16 protein-coding genes are annotated in these 16,935 nt (G+C 70.8%); 7 read left to right on the top strand and 9 right to left on the bottom strand.

Features of this window, described 5'->3' with window-relative positions:
* Positions 1–28 precede the first annotated feature (28 nt).
* On the top strand, positions 29–607 hold the full coding sequence (locus BMW88_RS30890) for an RBBP9/YdeN family alpha/beta hydrolase (RefSeq protein WP_089957514.1): 579 nt from the start codon (positions 29–31) through the stop codon (positions 605–607).
* A gap of 33 nt (positions 608–640) precedes the next feature.
* Here BMW88_RS30890 and BMW88_RS30895 read toward each other — a convergent pair whose 3' ends face one another.
* From BMW88_RS30895 to fdhD, 3 genes are read right to left on the bottom strand one after another with little or no spacing between them, the layout of a single operon-like run.
* Positions 641–1,525: an alpha/beta hydrolase gene (locus tag BMW88_RS30895; protein ID WP_089957517.1), complete on the bottom strand. Its 885-nt coding sequence runs from the start codon at positions 1,523–1,525 to the stop codon at positions 641–643.
* A gap of 39 nt (positions 1,526–1,564) precedes the next feature.
* A complete protein-coding gene (locus BMW88_RS30900; RefSeq protein ID WP_089957520.1) occupies positions 1,565–2,695 on the bottom strand; it encodes a CaiB/BaiF CoA transferase family protein in 1,131 nt (376 codons plus the stop codon).
* Positions 2,682–3,509: a formate dehydrogenase accessory sulfurtransferase FdhD gene (fdhD, locus tag BMW88_RS30905; RefSeq protein ID WP_089957523.1), complete on the bottom strand. Its 828-nt coding sequence runs from the start codon at positions 3,507–3,509 to the stop codon at positions 2,682–2,684. Before fdhD ends, BMW88_RS30900 begins: the two co-directional genes overlap by 14 nt.
* 65 nt (positions 3,510–3,574) lie before the next feature.
* Here fdhD and BMW88_RS30910 point away from each other — a divergent pair, with 65 nt between their 5' ends.
* Both BMW88_RS30910 and BMW88_RS30915 read left to right on the top strand, forming a co-directional pair.
* Positions 3,575–5,089 carry a phytoene desaturase family protein gene (locus BMW88_RS30910; protein ID WP_089957526.1) on the top strand — a complete coding sequence of 505 codons (1,515 nt, stop codon included), beginning with the start codon at positions 3,575–3,577 and terminating at the stop codon, positions 5,087–5,089.
* Positions 5,090–5,141: 52 nt separating this feature from the next.
* Positions 5,142–5,633, top strand: a complete 492-nt coding sequence (locus BMW88_RS30915; RefSeq protein WP_089957528.1) for a hypothetical protein — start codon at positions 5,142–5,144, stop codon at positions 5,631–5,633.
* Between the two features lie 107 nt (positions 5,634–5,740).
* On the opposite strand, the gene BMW88_RS30920 is transcribed toward BMW88_RS30915, so the two are convergent.
* Together BMW88_RS30920 and BMW88_RS30925 are read right to left on the bottom strand one after the other, a co-directional pair.
* Positions 5,741–8,029, bottom strand: coding sequence for an FdhF/YdeP family oxidoreductase (locus BMW88_RS30920; RefSeq protein WP_089957531.1), 2,289 nt, complete (start codon positions 8,027–8,029; stop codon positions 5,741–5,743).
* Between the two features lie 147 nt (positions 8,030–8,176).
* On the bottom strand, positions 8,177–9,031 hold the full coding sequence (locus BMW88_RS30925; protein ID WP_089957534.1) for a hypothetical protein: 855 nt from the start codon (positions 9,029–9,031) through the stop codon (positions 8,177–8,179).
* Between the two features lie 136 nt (positions 9,032–9,167).
* Between BMW88_RS30925 and BMW88_RS30930 the strand changes: the two genes are divergently transcribed.
* The 3 genes from BMW88_RS30930 to BMW88_RS30940 are packed head-to-tail and all read left to right on the top strand — an operon-like array spanning position 9,168 to position 13,545.
* The gene (locus BMW88_RS30930; protein ID WP_089957537.1) at positions 9,168–11,795 is read left to right on the top strand and encodes a valine--tRNA ligase; all 2,628 of its coding nucleotides are present in this window, start codon (positions 9,168–9,170) and stop codon (positions 11,793–11,795) included.
* Between the two features lie 5 nt (positions 11,796–11,800).
* The gene (folC, locus tag BMW88_RS30935; protein WP_089957540.1) at positions 11,801–13,138 is read left to right on the top strand and encodes a bifunctional tetrahydrofolate synthase/dihydrofolate synthase; all 1,338 of its coding nucleotides are present in this window, start codon (positions 11,801–11,803) and stop codon (positions 13,136–13,138) included.
* Positions 13,135–13,545, top strand: a complete 411-nt coding sequence (locus BMW88_RS30940; protein WP_089957543.1) for a DUF4233 domain-containing protein — start codon at positions 13,135–13,137, stop codon at positions 13,543–13,545. Before folC ends, BMW88_RS30940 begins: the two co-directional genes overlap by 4 nt.
* Here the strand turns inward: BMW88_RS30940 and BMW88_RS30945 are convergent.
* Genes BMW88_RS30945 through BMW88_RS30960 form a run of 4 tightly spaced genes read right to left on the bottom strand, consistent with a single transcriptional unit; the run spans position 13,529 to position 16,342 of the window.
* On the bottom strand, positions 13,529–14,572 hold the full coding sequence (locus BMW88_RS30945; protein WP_089957696.1) for a hypothetical protein: 1,044 nt from the start codon (positions 14,570–14,572) through the stop codon (positions 13,529–13,531). The genes BMW88_RS30940 and BMW88_RS30945 overlap by 17 nt on opposite strands.
* A 2-nt stretch (positions 14,573–14,574) precedes the next feature.
* A complete protein-coding gene (locus tag BMW88_RS30950) occupies positions 14,575–14,880 on the bottom strand; it encodes a hypothetical protein (protein WP_245778172.1) in 306 nt (101 codons plus the stop codon).
* A 9-nt stretch (positions 14,881–14,889) separates the two neighbouring features.
* Complete coding sequence (locus BMW88_RS30955; protein ID WP_089957549.1) at positions 14,890–15,327, bottom strand: YbaB/EbfC family nucleoid-associated protein; 438 nt, start codon at positions 15,325–15,327, stop codon at positions 14,890–14,892.
* A 37-nt stretch (positions 15,328–15,364) separates the two neighbouring features.
* Positions 15,365–16,342: a DUF6346 domain-containing protein gene (locus BMW88_RS30960; RefSeq protein ID WP_089957552.1), complete on the bottom strand. Its 978-nt coding sequence runs from the start codon at positions 16,340–16,342 to the stop codon at positions 15,365–15,367.
* A gap of 283 nt (positions 16,343–16,625) precedes the next feature.
* Between BMW88_RS30960 and BMW88_RS42290 the strand changes: the two genes are divergently transcribed.
* The gene (locus BMW88_RS42290; RefSeq protein WP_177221486.1) at positions 16,626–16,931 is read left to right on the top strand and encodes a PE domain-containing protein; all 306 of its coding nucleotides are present in this window, start codon (positions 16,626–16,628) and stop codon (positions 16,929–16,931) included.
* Positions 16,932–16,935: the final 4 nt, after the last annotated feature.

Consider the following 16,935-nt stretch of genomic DNA (forward strand, 5'->3'; position numbering starts at 1 on the left):
GCCCTTCGGCGTTCTCTAAGGTGGAGCCATGTCGCTGCCCCACGTCCTGCTCATCCACGGCTACACCGGCTCAGGCCCGGACCACTGGCAGAGCTGGCTGGCCCGCACGGTGTCCGAGCACGGCGGCCTCGCCGACATGCCGCACTTCAGCGACCCGGACGCCCCGGACCTGACGACGTGGCTGCGCGAGCTGGACACCCACCTGGAAGCCGCGCCGGCCGACCGCGAACGGGTCGTCGTCGCGCACTCCCTCGGCTGCTACCTCTGGCTGCACCACGCCGCCCGCGAGGGCATCGGTCACGTCGACCGTGTGCTGCTGGTCGCCCCGCCGGCCCCGAACTACCCGGAACGGGCCATCAAGTCGTTCTTCCCGGCCCCGCTCGACCCGGCCGGGCTGCGCCGCGCGGCCACCGACACGCGCCTCGTCGTGGGCGACGGCGACCCGTACTGCTCGATGCAGGAGGCCAAGCAGCTCGCCGAGGCGTTGCGGATCGAGGTCGACGTGCTGCCCGGCGCGGCGCACATCAACACCGACGCGGGCTATGGCGAGTGGCCGGCGGTGCTCAAGTGGGTGCGGTCGAAGACGGTGCCGCTCTCCCCGCGCTAGCGACCGCCTCGCCGCCCGCTCCTGCCCGCGGGGTCAGACGGCGCGCTTCGCGTACTTGGCGAGGAACCGCACGACGTCCGGCGTCACCTTGCGGTAGAGCCCGTCGTCGTGGCCACCGTCCTTGACGGTGCCCACCTCGGGCCGGACGTCGCGGATGAACCGGCGGGTGCCCTCGATGAACCTGTCGCGGTCGCCGATCCAGACGCCCAGCGCGGTCGAGCCCGTCGAGGCGGGGTGCCGCAGCGGGTCCAGCGCGGCCCACTCGGCCTCGTCCTTGAACGCCCTGCGCTTGGCCATCTCCGGCCACGAGGTGAGCAGACCGGGGGAGATGGCCGCGGCGGCGGCGATCGGGTCGCCGCGTTCGGCACGGCGGCGGGCGTAGAGCAACGAGCCGAAGCCGCCCATGGACACGCCCGTCACCGCGAACGGTTCGCCGTAGCCGCGTTCCTTGAGCCAGCGGGGAACCTCGTCGAGCAGCATGGCCATCGGGTCGTCGCCGGGAACGTGCTCGTGCCAGTAGTTGTCGCCGCCGTCGACGGCGACGAAGCCGAACGCCGGGACCGAGCCCTTCGCGACGGCGGTGGTCAGCACCTCGGGCAGGTTGCCGACGGCCGCGTGCCTCGCGTCGCCGTGCAGGCCGTGCAGCAGGATCGACATCGGCAGGCCGCGGGAGTTCGCACCGGTCGGCAGGTAGAACGCGAGGGTCACCTCGCGGCGGCGGGCGGCCGAGTACACGCGTTCGTAGCGGATCGTCGGCTTGGCCGCCGGCGTGCGGTTGGCGCTGTCCGCCTTGGCGATCTGCTGCTCGACGACCTGGGAAGACGGCGACGACACGTACGTCACGACGCCGACGGCTGTCGCGATGACCACGCCGACCGCCGCGAGGAGGGTGCGGCGGCTGTACCTCGGTTCCCCCATGCTCACCTCATCGCGTGGGCACCGTTCCTCGTTTCCCTCTCACAGGACGGAACGCGCGCGCAAAGAGGACAGTTCCTCATCGGAGTAGCCCAGCCATCCGAGCACCTGGTCATTGTGAGCGCCCAGCCAGGGGACCGCACCCGGTGACCACTCGAAGCCGGTCACCGGCGGCGGCAGCATTCGCACCGACCCGCCGGGAACGCGCACGTCAACCCACCTGTCGAGCTGCGGGTGGGTGGGCAGCTCGGTGATCGGGCGGGTCAGCGCGGCGGGCACGTCGGCGGCGTCCAGGGCGGTCAGCAGATCGGCCGTGGTGAGGCCGGAGAACGCCTCTTCGAGGATCTTCTGCAGCTCCCGGCGGTGCTCCACCCGGGAGGTCACTGTGGCGAACCTCTCCTGCGGCGCGAGCCCGATGAGACGGCACAGCCGCTGCCACTGGCCGTCGTTCTGCACGGCTAGGTGCACGGAGCCGTCCGCGCAGGCCACCGGCCCGTACGGCGCGATGCTCGGGTGGTGCGCGCCCGACCGCGGGGCGGCGGCGCCCGTTCCGGCGGCGTAGAGCATCGGCTGGTGCATCCACTCGGCCATCGCCTCGAACAGCGACAGCCGCAGCCGCGCCCCCGAGCCCGTCCTGGAGCGCTGCAGCAACGCCGCCAGCACCGCGGCGTGGAGCTGGACGCCCGCGGCGATGTCCGCGACCGAGATGCCGGCCCTGGCCACCACCTCGCCCTCACCGGTCAGCGACACGAGCCCGGCCTCGGACTGCACGAGCGCGTCGAACGCCTTGCGGTCGGCGTACGGGCCGTCCCAGCCGTAGCCGGACAGCTCGCCGACGACCAGCCGCTCGGGCAGCTCCAGTGCGAGGCGCTGCCACACGCGCGGGGACAGGTTGCACAGCAGCACGTCGGCGCGGTCGACGAGCCTGGTCAGCACCTCGCGGCCGGCGGGGTGGGTGATGTCGAGCGACACCGACTCCTTGCCGGCGTTCGTCCACGCGAAGTACGACGACACCTCGCCGCACGAGATGTCGTAGTGGCGCGCGAAGTCACCCGTTCCCGGCCGTTCGACCTTGATGACGCGAGCCCCGAGGTCGGCCAGCAACCGGGTCGCGTACGGCACGGCGACGGCCTGCTCCAGGCTCACCACCACAACACCGTCAAGCGGTCTCAAGCACGCGCTCCCCACCGGTGTAGACGTTCATCGAGTCGCCGCGCAGGAAGCCGACCAGCGTCATGCCCTGCTCCTCGGCCAGCTCGACGGCGAGCGACGAGGGCGCCGACACCGCCGCGAGCACCGGGATCCCGGCCATCGCGGCCTTCTGCACCAGCTCGAACGACGCCCGTCCGGACACCATCAGCACCGCGCCGCGCAGGGGCACGAGGTGTTGCAGCACCGCCCAGCCCAGCACCTTGTCGACGGCGTTGTGCCGGCCCACGTCCTCGCGCACGACGAGCAGCTCGCCGTCCACGAACAGCCCGGCCGCGTGCAGGCCGCCGGTGCTCTCGAAGACCTTCTGCCGTTCCCGCAACGCGTCCGGGAAGCCCGTCAACGCCTCGGGGGTGATCCTGACCTCGTCCGCGGCGGGGGAGTAGCGGGTCTTGAGCTTCACCGCGTCGAGCGCGGCCTTCCCGCACACCCCGCACGACGAGGTGGTGTAGAAGTTCCGCTCCACGCCGGTGTCCGGCGGTGGCACACCCTCGGCCAGTGCGATGTCCAGCACGTTGTAGGTGTTCATCCCGTCCGGCCCGGTGCCCTCGCAGAACCGGGCGACCGAGATGTCCTCCGACGAGCCGATCACGCCTTCGCTGAGCAGGAAGCCGTGCGCGAGCTCCACGTCCTTGCCTGGCGTCCGCATCGTGACGGCCAACGCCTTGCCGTTGACCCGCAGCTCCAGCGGCTCCTCGGCGGCGAGGGCGTCGACCCTGCGGCGCCGGCCGTTCGGCGACACCCGCTCGACGTTCCGGCGCACCGTCACTCGGCCCATGTGCACATCTCCTTCGGACCGCTATGTTCCCCACCGACCAGGCTACGTGGGAGGGATCTCGGGGCATGGACGACGTGGTGATCGTGGGAGGCGGCCACAACGGCCTGGTGGCGGCCGCGTACCTGGCACGGGCGGGGAAGTCGGTCAAGGTCCTGGAGAAGCTGCCGCACGCCGGCGGGGCGGCGGTGAGCGCCTCGCCGTGGGAAGGCGTCGACGCGCGGCTCTCGCGCTACTCGTACCTGGTGTCGCTGCTGCCCGACCGGATCGTGTCCGACCTCGGGCTGAACCTGGCGCTGCGCTCGCGGGCCGCGTCGTCGTACACGCCCGACGGCAGGACCGGGTTGCTGGTCGAACGCACGCCCGGCGAGGCCACGGTGGCGTCGTTCGAGGCCGTCTGCGGGTCGCTGGACGACTGGGAGCGGTGGCGGCGCTTCTACGCCGACCTGGAGCTGATGGCCGCCGCGCTCGCCCCCACGCTGCTGGAACCGCTGGTGCCGCGCGAAGATCTGCGCGTGCACGTCGACGCCGTGGCGCGCGGCCGGGTGTGGGACCAGGTCTTCGAACGCCCGATCGGCGCGACGTTGCAGGAGCTCTTCGGCAACGACCTGGTGCGCGGCGTCGTCGGGACCGACGCGTTGATCGGCACACATTCGTCGCTGCACTCGTTGAGCGCCAACAAGTGCTTCCTGTACCACGTGATCGGCAACGGGACCGGTGAGTGGAAGGTCCCCGTCGGCGGCATGGGCGCGGTCACCGCCGAGCTGGAACGGGCCGCGCGTGAGGCCGGCGCGCGGATCGTGTGCGACGCCGAGGTGACGTCGATCTCCTCGGACGGCAAGACGGCGTCCGTGTCCTACGGCGACACCACTGTGGACGCCCGCTTCGTGCTGTCCAATGTGGCTCCGTCGGTGCTCGGACGGTTGCAGGGCAGGGAGGTCCACGACGCGCCGGGCTGCCAGTTGAAGATCAACATGTTGCTGCGCCGGCTGCCCGCGTTGAGGTCCGGCGTGGACCCGCGGATCGCGTTCGCGGGCACGTTCCACCTCGACGAGTCCTACGACCGGCTGGAGACGGCGTACCGGGAGAGCGCGGCCGGCCGGGTGCCGCCGGTGCTGCCCGGTGAGATGTACTGCCACTCGCTGACCGACCCGTCGATCCTCGGGCCCGGCCTCGCGGGGCACGAGACGCTGACGTTGTTCGGCCTGCACCTGCCCGCGTCGCTCTTCGAGGGCCGCAACGAGGCGCTGCGCGACGAGCTCGTCGCCCGCTACCTCGACCAGCTCGACGCGCACCTGGTCGAGCCGATCCGGGACTGCCTGGCCACCGACGCCGGGGGGCGGCCGTGCATCGAGGCCCGCACACCGCTCGACTTGGAGGACGAGCTCGGGCTGCCGGGTGGCAACATCTTCCACGGCGAGCTCGGCTGGCCGTTCGCCGAGACCGGCGCCGAGGTCGGCACGTGGGGTGTCGAGACCGACGTGGACAACGTGTTCATCTGCGGTGCGGGCGCCCGGCGCGGCGGCGGGGTGAGCGGCATCGGCGGCCACAACGCGGCGCGGGCCGTCCTCGAACGCCTCTGACCTCACGACATGCTGGATGACATATCGCGTCATCTCTGGTTACAGTTGTCCCGTGGGGGACTTCTACGGGATCGCCGAGATCGCCGACGCCATGGGCCTCAGCCGCCAGCTCGTGACGGTGTGGCGCAAGCGCCGCTCGCACGGCATCCCCGAGCCGGACGCGGAACTCGCCTCCGGGCCGATCTGGCGCAAGGAGACCGTCGAGCCGTGGATCGAACGCACCCGCGGCCGGCTGGGCCTCGCGGGTGGCCGTGAGTCGGCGAGCAGGAGCCTCCGGCTGAGGGTGTGCCGCCGCGTGCTGCGCCTGGCGGCGTTGATGCTGGAGGACCCGCAACGCCCGCGCGTGCTGAACGAGGCCGCCGCCCAGCTGCGCGACCTGGCGCACGAGATCGACCAGACCGCGGACGACGTCGTGGGGGCGTTGCTGCGCGAGCTCGTCGAGCCGGTGCGCGACCCGGACGAGGCCGCCGAGCTGCTGCGCGTGCCGATCATCGAGTCGTTGCCGCTGGTGACCGCCGTGGCGCGCAACTCGCCGGACTGGTGAGCTGCGCGCTCTCGCACCCGTTCCGGCGAAAGCTGATCTCGCTGCTCGGCGTGCGCGGACCCGGACGGCACCGCGCACGGCTGTTCGTCCGGGTCCGCCACGCCTGATCAGGCCGCGGGCTCCAGCCGCACGATCACCGACTTGGACGTCGGCGTCCCGGAGATGTCGGCCTTGGAGTCCAGCGGCACCAACGGGTTCGCCTCGGGGAAGTACGTCGCGACGCAGCCGCGCGCGGTCGGGTACGCGACGATCCGGAACGCGTCGGCGCGGCGTTCGACGACACCTGTCGGGTCGTCCTTCCACTCCGAGACGATGTTCACCATCTGACCGTCGGCGAACCCCAGCTCCGCGACGTCATCGGGGTTCACGAACACCACCCGGCGGCCGTCCTTCACGCCGCGGTAGCGGTCGTCCAGGCCGTAGATCGTGGTGTTGTACTGGTCGTGGCTGCGCAGGGTCTGCATCAGCAGCCGGCCCTCCGGCACCTCGATGACGGTCAGCTCGTTCGCGACGAAGTTCGCCTTGCCGGTCGCCGTCGCGAACTCCCGCGAGTCGCGCGGCGGGTGCGGCAGGACGAAGCCGTCGGGCTGGCGCACGCGCGTGTTGTAGTCGGCGCAGCCCGGCACGACGCGCGCGATGTGCTCGCGGATGACGTCGTAGTCCTTCTCGAACTCCTCCCACGCCACGGGGTGCGACGGGCCGAGCACCTTGCGCGCGAGGCGGCAGACGATCGAGATCTCGGACAGCAGCTGGTCGGACGCGGGCTTGAGCCGGCCGCGCGAGCGGTGCACGACCGACATGGAGTCCTCGACCGTCACGAACTGCTCGCCCGAGTGCTGCACGTCGCTCTCCGTGCGGCCCAGTGCGGGCAGGATGAGCGCGGTGCGGCCGTGGACCACGTGTGAGCGGTTGAGCTTCGTGGAGACGTGCACCGTCAACGAGCACTGCTCCAGTGCCTTCTCGGTCACCGGGGTGTCCGGGGTGGCGCTGACGAAGTTGCCGCCCATCGCGATGAAGACCTTGCCGCGGCCGTGGCGCATCGCGTTGATCGCGTCGACGGTGTCGTAGCCGTGCTTGCGGGGCACGGAGATGCCGAACTCGTTCTCCAGGGCCAGCAGGAACCTCTCCGGCATCTTCTCGTAGATGCCCATGGTCCGGTCGCCCTGCACGTTCGAGTGGCCGCGCACCGGGCACAGGCCCGCGCCCGGCTTGCCGATCATGCCGCGCAGGAACATCACGTTCGTGATCTCGCGGATCGTCGGCACGCTGTGCTTGTGCTGCGTCAGGCCCATCGCCCAGCAGGCGATCGTGCGCCGCGAGTCGACGAACATGCCGGCCACGCGCGTGATCTGCTCGCGGGTCAGGCCGGTGGCGGCGACCACCCGGTCCCAGTCGAGCTCGCGCACGCTCTCGGCGTAGGCCTCGAACCCGTGGGTCTTGGAGCTGATGAACTCCTCGTCGACCTTGTCCCACTGCAGCAGCAGGTGGCCGACCGCCTGGAACAGCGCCTGGTCGCCGCCGACCTTGATCTGGACGAACTCGTCGGCGAGCGCCGTGCCGCGGCCGACGACGCCCGCGACGTTCTGCGGGTTCTTGAACCGCATCAGGCCCGCCTCCGGCAGCGGGTTCACGGCGATGATCTTGGCGCCGTTCTTCTTGGCGTCCTCCAGCGCGCTGAGCATGCGCGGGTGGTTGGTGCCGGGGTTCTGGCCGATGACCACGATCAGGTCGGCGAGGTCGAAGTCCTTGATCGACACCGAGCCCTTGCCGATGCCGATGGTCTCGGTGAGCGCCGAGCCGGACGACTCGTGGCACATGTTCGAGCAGTCCGGCAGGTTGTTGGTGCCGAACGAGCGGACCAGCAGCTGGTAGAGGAACGCGGCCTCGTTGCTGGTGCGGCCGGAGGTGTAGAAGATCGCCTCGTCGGGCGAGGACAGCGACGTCAGCTCGCCGGCGATGAGCGTGAACGCGTCGTCCCAGCTGATCGGCGTGTAGTGGGTGGCGCCGGGACGCAGCACCATCGGCTCGGTGAGCCTGCCCTGCTGCCCGAGCCAGTAGTCGGTCCTGGTCCGCAGGCTCTCGACGGAGTGCTCGGCGAAGAACGCGGGCCCGATCCGCCGCTTGGTGGCCTCCTCGGCGACGGCCTTGGCGCCGTTCTCGCAGAACTCCGCCATCTTGCGGTGGCCCTGCGGCTCCGGCCACGCGCAGCCGGGGCAGTCGAACCCTTCACGCTGGTTGAGCAGCCGCAACGTCTTCACGGTGCGCCCGACACCCATCTGCTCGACCGCGCGGTCGAGCGACACGAGCACACCGGGAATCCCCGCTGCCCATGTCTTGGGGGTGCTGACTTCGAGCGCGGACTCGTCGACGTCGTGCTGCGGGGGCTTGCTGCTCATGGCCTCATTCAACGCCGATCGACGTCGGCGCCGCCAGCGCCCCCGAAGAACGCGGCGGCGTCGCGTCACGGGCCCCAAGGGGTTGAACGGTCCGTGGCGGTCAATTGTGAGCGCCGCCACTGCCGCCCGGCACCCCTGAAAGGGTGATCAGTCGCAGTTGTCCCCGGTCGGGACCTCTCCGCCGACGGTGAAGTGCTTCCGGTCGTCCCGGACCTCCGTCAGGTGCTGGGACGGCTCGACGAACCGGGGGGCGAGGAAGCCCTCGTCGGACGCCCGGCACGCGATCGAGTACCGGTGGCCGTGGGCCTCGGTCGGCCACAGTCCCTCCGGCGTCACCGCGTACGTGACCTTCTCGCGGACGGCGGCGATCATCTCCATCTGGTCGAGGAGCTTCTCCGGGGCCGGCGGCTCGAACGCGTACGCGTACACGAAGTCGGCGGTCACGGTCCGGTGGCCGTCGGCCTCGCCGAGCGTCATCGTCCCGGACGCCCTGATGCCGCCGGGGAACAGCTTCGTGCCCGGCTTGAGCCGGGTGGTCCAGTCGTGCAGCCGGGTGGAGACGTGCTCGCGCGCCCCGGGGGCGAGCATCGCGAGGTACCGGCCGGGCTTGTGCTCGCTGATCGCCACCGGGTCCAGGCGGGCCGCGACGAGCGCCCGCCGCACGTGCTCGAACGCCGGGTCGGCGGACGGCACGACGATGCCCTTCTCCCCTTCGGACCAGTTCTCGGCGGGGGTGCCGGTGAACGGGGCCTCGACGTTCACGCCCGCGCGCGGCAGCTCCGCGTCCGGCAGCGAGACGCCGTCGAACGCCCCCGCCCGCTGCAGGCCCACGACCACCCCGCCGACCGCGACCAGCGCGAGCGCGGTGACGACCTTGCCGCTGTGCCTGCGCAGGCGCGCCCGCCGCCGCTGCGTGCGGACCTCCCGCTTCGCCCGCCTGGTCGCGGCACGCATCCACGCCGCGTCTCTCAGGTCCGGGTGGTCCTCGATGCCGTACTGCACGTTCCCCCCTGGGTGATCGGCGCACATCATTGATCACCGGGGACGCCGCGCAACCTGTCCGGTGCGAATCGACGCCCGGCCGTTATCAGGTATCTCGTTTCAAGTCGATACCCCCGGCTCCGTAGACTTGACAGCTGTGACTGAACTCGACACCGCAACCCAGCGTCCCGACCTCCCCGCCGCGTGGACTCCGGCGGAGGTAGAGGCGGAGCTGTACCAGCGGTGGGTCGACCGGGGCTACTTCACGGCGGACGTCAAGAGCGACAAGCCGCCGTTCACCATCGTGCTCCCGCCGCCGAACGTCACCGGCTCCCTGCACATGGGCCACGCCCTCAACCACTCCGTCATGGACGCCCTCACCCGGCGCCGCCGCATGCAGGGCTACGAGGTCCTGTGGCTGCCCGGCATGGACCACGCGGGCATCGCGACGCAGAACGTCGTCGAGCGCGACCTCGCCGGTCAGGGGCTGTCCCGCCACGACCTGGGCCGGGAGAAGTTCGTCGAGCGCGTCTGGGAGTGGAAGGAGGAGTACGGCGGCAAGATCCTCGGCCAGATGAAGCGCCTCGGCGACGGCGTCGACTGGTCGCGCGAGCGCTTCACCATGGACGAGGGGCTGTCCCGCGCCGTCCAGACGATCTTCAAGAAGATGTTCGACGACGGCCTGATCTACCAGGCCGAGCGGATCATCAACTGGTGCCCGCGCTGCCAGACCGCGCTGTCGGACATCGAGGTCGACCACTCCGACGACGAGGGCGAGCTGGTCTCCATCCGCTACGGCGACGGGGACGCGTCCATCGTCGTCGCGACCACCCGCGCCGAGACGATGCTCGGCGACACCGCGGTCGCCGTCCACCCGGACGACGAGCGCTACCGGCACCTCATCGGCACCGAGGTCGAGCTGCCGCTCACCGGCCGCCGCATCCCGATCGTCGCCGACGCGCACGTCGACCCGGAGTTCGGCACGGGCGCCGTCAAGGTCACGCCCGCGCACGACCCGAACGACTTCGAGATCGGTCAGCGGCACGACCTGCCGAACCTCACAGTCCTCGACGAGCGCGCCACCATCACGGTGCCCGGCCCGTTCGAGGGGCTCGACCGGTTCGAGGCGCGTCCCGCGATCGTCGCCGCGCTGCGCGAGCAGGGCCGGATCGTCGCGGAGAAGCGTCCGTACGTCCACTCCGTCGGCCACTGCTCGCGGTGCGGCACGGTCGTCGAGCCGCGCCTGTCGCTGCAGTGGTGGGTCAAGGTCGAGTCCGTCGCCGCCGCGGCTTCCGCCGCCGTGCGGGACGGCCGGACCAAGATCCACCCGCAGGAGCTCGCGAAGCGCTACTTCGACTGGACCGACAACCTCAACGACTGGTGCATCTCGCGCCAGCTGTGGTGGGGCCACCGGATCCCCGTCTGGTACGGCCCGGCCGGCGAGGTCGTCTGCGTCGGACCGGATGACGAGATCCCGACCGGCGAGGGCTGGCGCCAGGACGAGGACGTCCTCGACACCTGGTTCTCGTCGGGCCTGTGGCCGTTCTCGACGCTCGGCTGGCCGGAGTCCACGGAGGACCTGAAGAAGTTCTACCCGACGAGCGTCCTGTCGACCGGCTACGACATCCTGTTCTTCTGGGTCGTCCGGATGATGATGTTCGGCCTGTACGCGATGGACGAGGTCCAGCCGTTCGACCACGTCTACCTGCACGGGCTCATCCGCGACGCCAACGGCAAGAAGATGTCGAAGTCCAAGGGCAACGTCATCGACCCGTTGGCGTGGATGGACACCTACGGCGCCGACGCCACCCGCTTCACGTTGCTGCGCGGCGCGAACCCCGGTTCGGACATGGCGCTCGCCGAGGAGTGGGCGGCCGGGTCGCGCAACTTCACCACGAAGCTGTGGAACGCGACGCGGTTCGCGCTGGCCAACGGCGCCACCGTCGAGCGCCCGCTGCCCGCCCGCGAGGAGCTGACCGCCGCGGACCGCTGGATCCTCGACGAGCTGGACTCGCTGGTGTCCACCGTGGACGCGCACTTCGAGTCGTTCCAGTTCGCCAAGGCCTGCGAGGCGCTCTACAGCTTCACCTGGGACGAGTTCTGCGACTGGTACCTGGAGATCGCGAAGGTCCAGATCGCGGACGGCCGCGCGGAGCCGACCCGGTCGGTCCTCGGCCACGTCCTCGACGTCGTGCTGCGGCTGCTGCACCCGGTGACGCCGTTCGTCACCGAGACGCTGTGGACCACGCTCACCGGTGGTGAGTCGCTGGTCATCGCGTCGTGGCCGCGGCCTTCCGGCGCCGAGCGGGACGACGACGCCCGCGCGCAGGTCGAGGGCCTGAAGAAGCTCGCGACCGAGATCCGCCGGTTCCGCTCCGAGCAGGGCCTCAAGCCGGGCCAGAAGGTCGCGGGCAAGGTCCGCGGCGCGTGCTGCGTCGGCCTGGTCGACCAGGTTCCCGCCGTGCGGTCCCTCACCCGGCTCACCGAGCCGGGCGAGGAGTTCACCGTCTCGGCGACGCTGGAGGTCGGCCTGCCCAAGGGCGCGGTGAAGGTCGAGCTGGACCTGTCCGGCGCGATCGACGTCGCGGCCGAGCGCAAGCGGCTGGCGAAGGACCTGGCCGCCGCGCAGAAGGAGCTCGACGGCACGACGAAGAAGCTCGGCAACGAGGCGTTCCTCGCCAAGGCGCCCGCCGAGGTCAAGGCCAAGATCGAGGAGCGCAAGGCCGTCGCCGAGGCCGAGATCGCCCGCATCAACGAGCGCCTGGCCGCGCTGCCGGAGGCGTAGCACCAGTGGACACCAACCTCGACGAGTTCCTCGACGTCGAGAACGAGCTCAACCAGCGCTGGCCCGAGACCAAGCTCGAGCCGTCGCTGGACCGGATCAAGGCGCTGGCGCACGTGCTGGGCGACCCCCACACGAACTACCCGGTCGTGCAGCTGACGGGCACGAACGGCAAGACGTCGACGTCGCGCATGACCGATGCGCTGTTCACGCGCATCGGTCTGCGCACCGGCCGGTACACGAGCCCGCACCTGCAGCTCGCGACCGAGCGGATCAGCCTCGACAACCAGCCCATCAGCCCCGGCCGCTACGTCGAGGTCTACCGCGACATCGAGCCGTACGTCGCGATGGTGGACGCGCGCTCCGAGATCCGGATGAGCAAGTTCGAGGTGCTCACCGGCATGGCCTACGCGGCGTTCGCGGACGCCCCGGTCGACGTCGCCGTGGTCGAGGTCGGCATGGGCGGCACGTGGGACGCGACGTCCATCGCCGACGCGAAGATCGCCGTGCTGACGCCGATCGGCCTCGACCACACCGAGTACCTCGGCACCCGTGCCGAGGACATCGCGGTGGAGAAGGCCGGCATCATCAAGCCGGGCTCGGTCGCGATCGTCGGTGAGCAGACGCCCGAGGTCATGAAGGTGATCCTGGAGCGCGTGGCCGAGGTCGACGCGATGGTGGCCCGGTTCGGCAGCGAGTTCGGCGTCGTGTCGCGCTCGGTGGCGGTGGGCGGCCAGCTCATCACGTTGCAGGGCCTGGGCGGCGTCTACGAGGACATCTTCCTGCCGCTGCACGGCGAGCACCAGGCGGCGAACGCCGCGCTGGCGCTCGCGTCCGTCGAGGCGTTCTTCGGCGCGGGCCAGGACCGCCGGCTCGACGTGGAGGCGGTCCGCGAGGGCTTCGCCTCCGTCCTCACGCCGGGCCGGCTGGAGCGGGTGCGCTCCGCGCCCAACGTGTTCGTCGACGCGGCCCACAACCCGCACGGCGCCGCGGCCCTGGCTCGCGCGCTGGACTCCGAGTTCGGCTTCCGCAAGCTCGTCGCGGTCGTGGCCGTGATGTCCGACAAGGACGCCGAGGGCATCCTCTCCGCGCTGGAACCCGTCGTGCAGGAACTGGTGATCACCACCAACTCGTCCTCGCGCGCGATGGACCCGGACGTGCTGGCCGGGCTCGCCGTGCCGATCTTCGGCGAGGACCGCTTCGAGGTGCGGCCGCGGCTGGTCGACGCCATCGAGGAAGCCATCCACCTCACCGAGGACGAGCTGTCCGGCGGTGGCGTGATCGTCACCGGGTCGGTCGTCACCGCGGGCGAGGCCCGCGCGCTGTTCGGGAAGGAACCGGCATGACCTCCCCCGCCCCGCTGAAGAAGGACCCGATGAAGGCGTTCCGGGGCATCATGGCCGGCACGCTGATCCTCGAGGTCATCGTCGTGGCCCTGGCGCTGCCGGTGATCGCCAAGCTGCACGGCGGCATCACGTCGCTGGTGGGCTGGGTGGCGTTCGGCTTCATCGCGCTGTTCATCGCGATGTGCGCGTTCGTCCGCCGCCCGTGGGCGATCGGCGCGGTCGTCGGCCTGCACGTGCTGCTGATCGCGACGTGGTTGCTGCTGCCCGCGCTGGGTGTGATCGGCGTGATCTTCGGCCTGGTGTGGGTCTACGTGCTGTGGCTGCGCAAGGACCTGCTCAAGCGGATGGCGGAGGGCAGGCTCCCCGCGCAGCAACAACAGCAGGGGCCGTCTACTTCTGCCCGCTGAGCTCCTGCTGGCCCTTCTCGTAGCTCTCGTCCCAGTTCGCGCCTTCCTTGAACGCCTCGGAGGCGCCGGTGCGGCCGAGCGCGACGGGCTTGATCGTGTCCGCGAACCCGTCGCGGCCACGCGGGGCCATGATGTCGTCGACCCGGTTCGCCGCGTTCTTCGCGGCGTCGTTGCCGAACGTGAGCTTGTCGCGGATGGCGTTGTTGGCGCTGGCGAACCCGTCCTCGATCTGCCGCACCGAGGAGTGGTTCCTGCCGATCGCCTGCCCGACGCTCTTGGCCTTGCGGCCGATGCCGACGGCGGCCTTGGCGAGCGCGTCGGACACCCCCTTGAGGTTGTCGAACTTGCGGACGGCCTGCGCGAGCTTCATCAGCAGCTTGCTGACCTTGCCCGCGATCTTGCCCGCCGTCGACGCCGCGCGTGCGACGGCCCACCCGGTGAACGCGGCGATCGAGGCGCCGAAGCTGCACCAGCTCGTCGCGAGCGCGGTCACCGCGGCGATGATGAACTCGGCCACCACGTCGGCCACGATGTCGCGGATGATGCCGCGCACCGCCGCGACCAGGACACCGGTGCCCCGGATGCCGCCCGCGACCGCGTTCGCGGCCCCCTCCAGCGCCTTCACCTGCTCGGCGAGCGTGGCCGCCGCCCTGCGGTAGCCGTCCCCGGACTGCCCGGTCCACGTGCCGGTCTCGCCGGTGGCGGCCCGCGCGTAGTCGTTGCCGACCTTCGCGCACGCCTTGGCGACCTCACCCCAGGCGGCCGCGACGACGTTGATCGCGCCGGGGTCGCCGGCGAGGTCGTCGAGCGGCTCCTTGAGGAACGACACGTGCTCGATCAGCCAGCCGATGCCCGCGCCGACGAGCGTGCCGAGCGGGTTCGCGACGAACCCGAGCACGTCGAGCCCCAGCGCGACGCCGTCGAAGGCCCAGTCGCTGGGGTTGTTGAAGTCTTCCGCGCACTTCCAGACGGTGTCGACGATCCGCGCACCATCGGTGGCGTTGTCCGCACTGACGTCGAGAACCATCATCACCCCTTGTACTTGGCGAACAGCTTGGCGTGGTCGTCGTCGGTCTGCCGGGTGGCGTCCGCGCAGTCGCGCAGCGCGTCGGCGACGTCCGGCAGCGCGTTGGCCAGCTCGTTGATCGAGTTCGCGATCGCCGCGATGTGGAGGCGCACCGGCACGCTGAAGACCTGGCCGATGATCCCGTACGTCTCGACGCCGAGATCGACGCTCTGACCGCGCGCGGCGGCCCTCGTGAGCTCCATGCCCATGGCCTGGACGTTGCCCGCGTGGCTGATCACGTCAGCGGGCTCCATTGCGAAACTTGTCACCGGGACCCCTTACCGGTAGATGGTGCCGAACGGCTCGTCGTCGTCCGGCCGTTGCCGCCCAGGCTGCTGCTGTTCGGTCTCCTCCGGCTGCTGTGCCGCGGTGACCTGGTCGCGCAGGAAGTCCATCGCCGGCGTGCCCCCGATCAGGGGCTGCATGGTCGCCTCCATCTGCTCGGCGACGGCGGCGTGCCCCCGGCTGACGGTCTCCGTGATCATGGCGGCGAGCTGGTCGTGCGACATCCGCATCGCGGACGGCGTCAAGCTCAGCTTCTCCAACCGCCCACCCGGCGCCATCGTCACCGTGACCGAGCGGTCGGCGCTGCTCACGTGCGCGCGCAACGCCTTGAGCTGAGCCTGCGTCTCCTCGGCTCTCTGCTGGATGTCGTTGACGCGCCGCAGGTACTCGTCGAGGCGTTGCTGCCCGGCACCCAGTTCTGCAGAACTCATGGTCCGTCAGACTGGGACTGCGGCGATCCGGTTCCCGTCAGTTTCGGACGAGCCGGCCGACCATGTCCTTTGCGGACTGCCTCGTGCAGACCGTGATCGCCAGCAGCGCGAGCAGGACCAGCGCGTCCCTGCCACCCGCGAGCCACACCGCCGCGGGCGCGTGGGCGGGCACGGCGAGGACCACCTTGACCACCGCCGCGACGACCAGGGCCGCCATCACCCCGACGGGCACCCAGCTCGTGCCGCCGTTGACCTGCTTCTTCGTGTCGAGGTACGACTGTCCGTACCGGACCACCCGAGCCGCGTCCTTGTGCACGCTCTCCGCGACCACACCCGCGGCGGCGGCGACCAGCACGGCGAACCCGGCGAGCACGCCGGACGGCAGGTCGACCAGCCAGGCCCGCTCCAGCTCCGGCCACGGCGACACGAACCCCCCGGCCCGGCGCGGCGCGTCGAAGAACGGCAGGGAGGCCAGCCCTTCCGCCGCCGCTGCGGCGAGCCCGAGCCAGGCGTACCACCGCAGCCTGCGCACCCTGCGGGTGACCGGGGTGGCCTTGATCTCCTCCTTCGTCACGTGCCACTGCTCTTCCCCCTTGCCCTTCTTGCCCTTGGCGGGCACGAGCGAGAGGACGGCGCCGACCAGGAACCACAGCACGAGCAGCCCGAGCGCCGTGACCGCGAGCGGGCCGGCCAGGAACCAGCGGCCGCTGTCGTTGCGGCCGGGAGCGCGGTCGGACCGGAAGACGGGCACGTCGCCCTCGGCCGGTTCGAGCTGGCCGGGCGGGAAGGTGAGCCGTTCGGTGGTGCCGTCGTCCCAGCGCACGTCGGCGGTGCACTCGTGGCTCGTGCCGATGCCCCACCTGCCGATCGGGCCGTGCTCGGCGCAGGAGGTGACGGTGGCGGTGCCGACCCGTCGGGCGTCGACCGTGCCGGTCAGGACGTCGGTGGTCCGGATCGTCGTGGCCAGTGCCAGGAAGGCCAGGACGGCGGCCAGGCCGAGGGCGAGTGCGCGCACCCGGCCACCCTAGACAAGCCGGGCCTGGTCATGGGCGGGTTTCCACTTCGCGAGGCGAAAGCCGGAAAGGCTGTTGTGAATGAGCCCGGCATTTCCTCGAAGGCGCGCATCGTGGCTGACGAAAAGCATCGAAGAACGACGCGTGCGCGCTTCGTACCTTCACTCGTCGCAATGCGGAGGTGACGCTTCCGCTTCTTCACCCGATCGTGTTTGGAAACCGGGACGAGGCCGGTGGCCTGGCGCTATGCTGCTGGGCGCACAACTGCAGGGGAGGGTACTGGGGATGAGTGGGACCAAGGTAGATCTCGACACACTGCGCGCTGCCATCAAGGAGTACGAGTCGATCCGCGATGAGCTCATGACCGCGAAGCAGACGGGTGAGGCGCTGATCCGGGTCAAGGGCGCCGGTCGCGACATGCCCAGCCAGGTGTACGCGAACTGGGCGACCAACGCGGGTCACATGCACCAGCAGTCGAACCAGCAACTCCAGGACGCGCTGACCACCCGCATCGACAACTTGAAGGCCACCCTGCAGCAGTACGAGCAGACCGAGCAGGGCAACCAGGCCAACCTGAAGCCGAAGGACTGAGCAG

Origin of the sequence: Lentzea xinjiangensis (assembly GCF_900110955.1) — a bacterium.
GTDB classification, from domain to species: Bacteria; Actinomycetota; Actinomycetes; order Mycobacteriales; family Pseudonocardiaceae; genus Lentzea; species Lentzea xinjiangensis.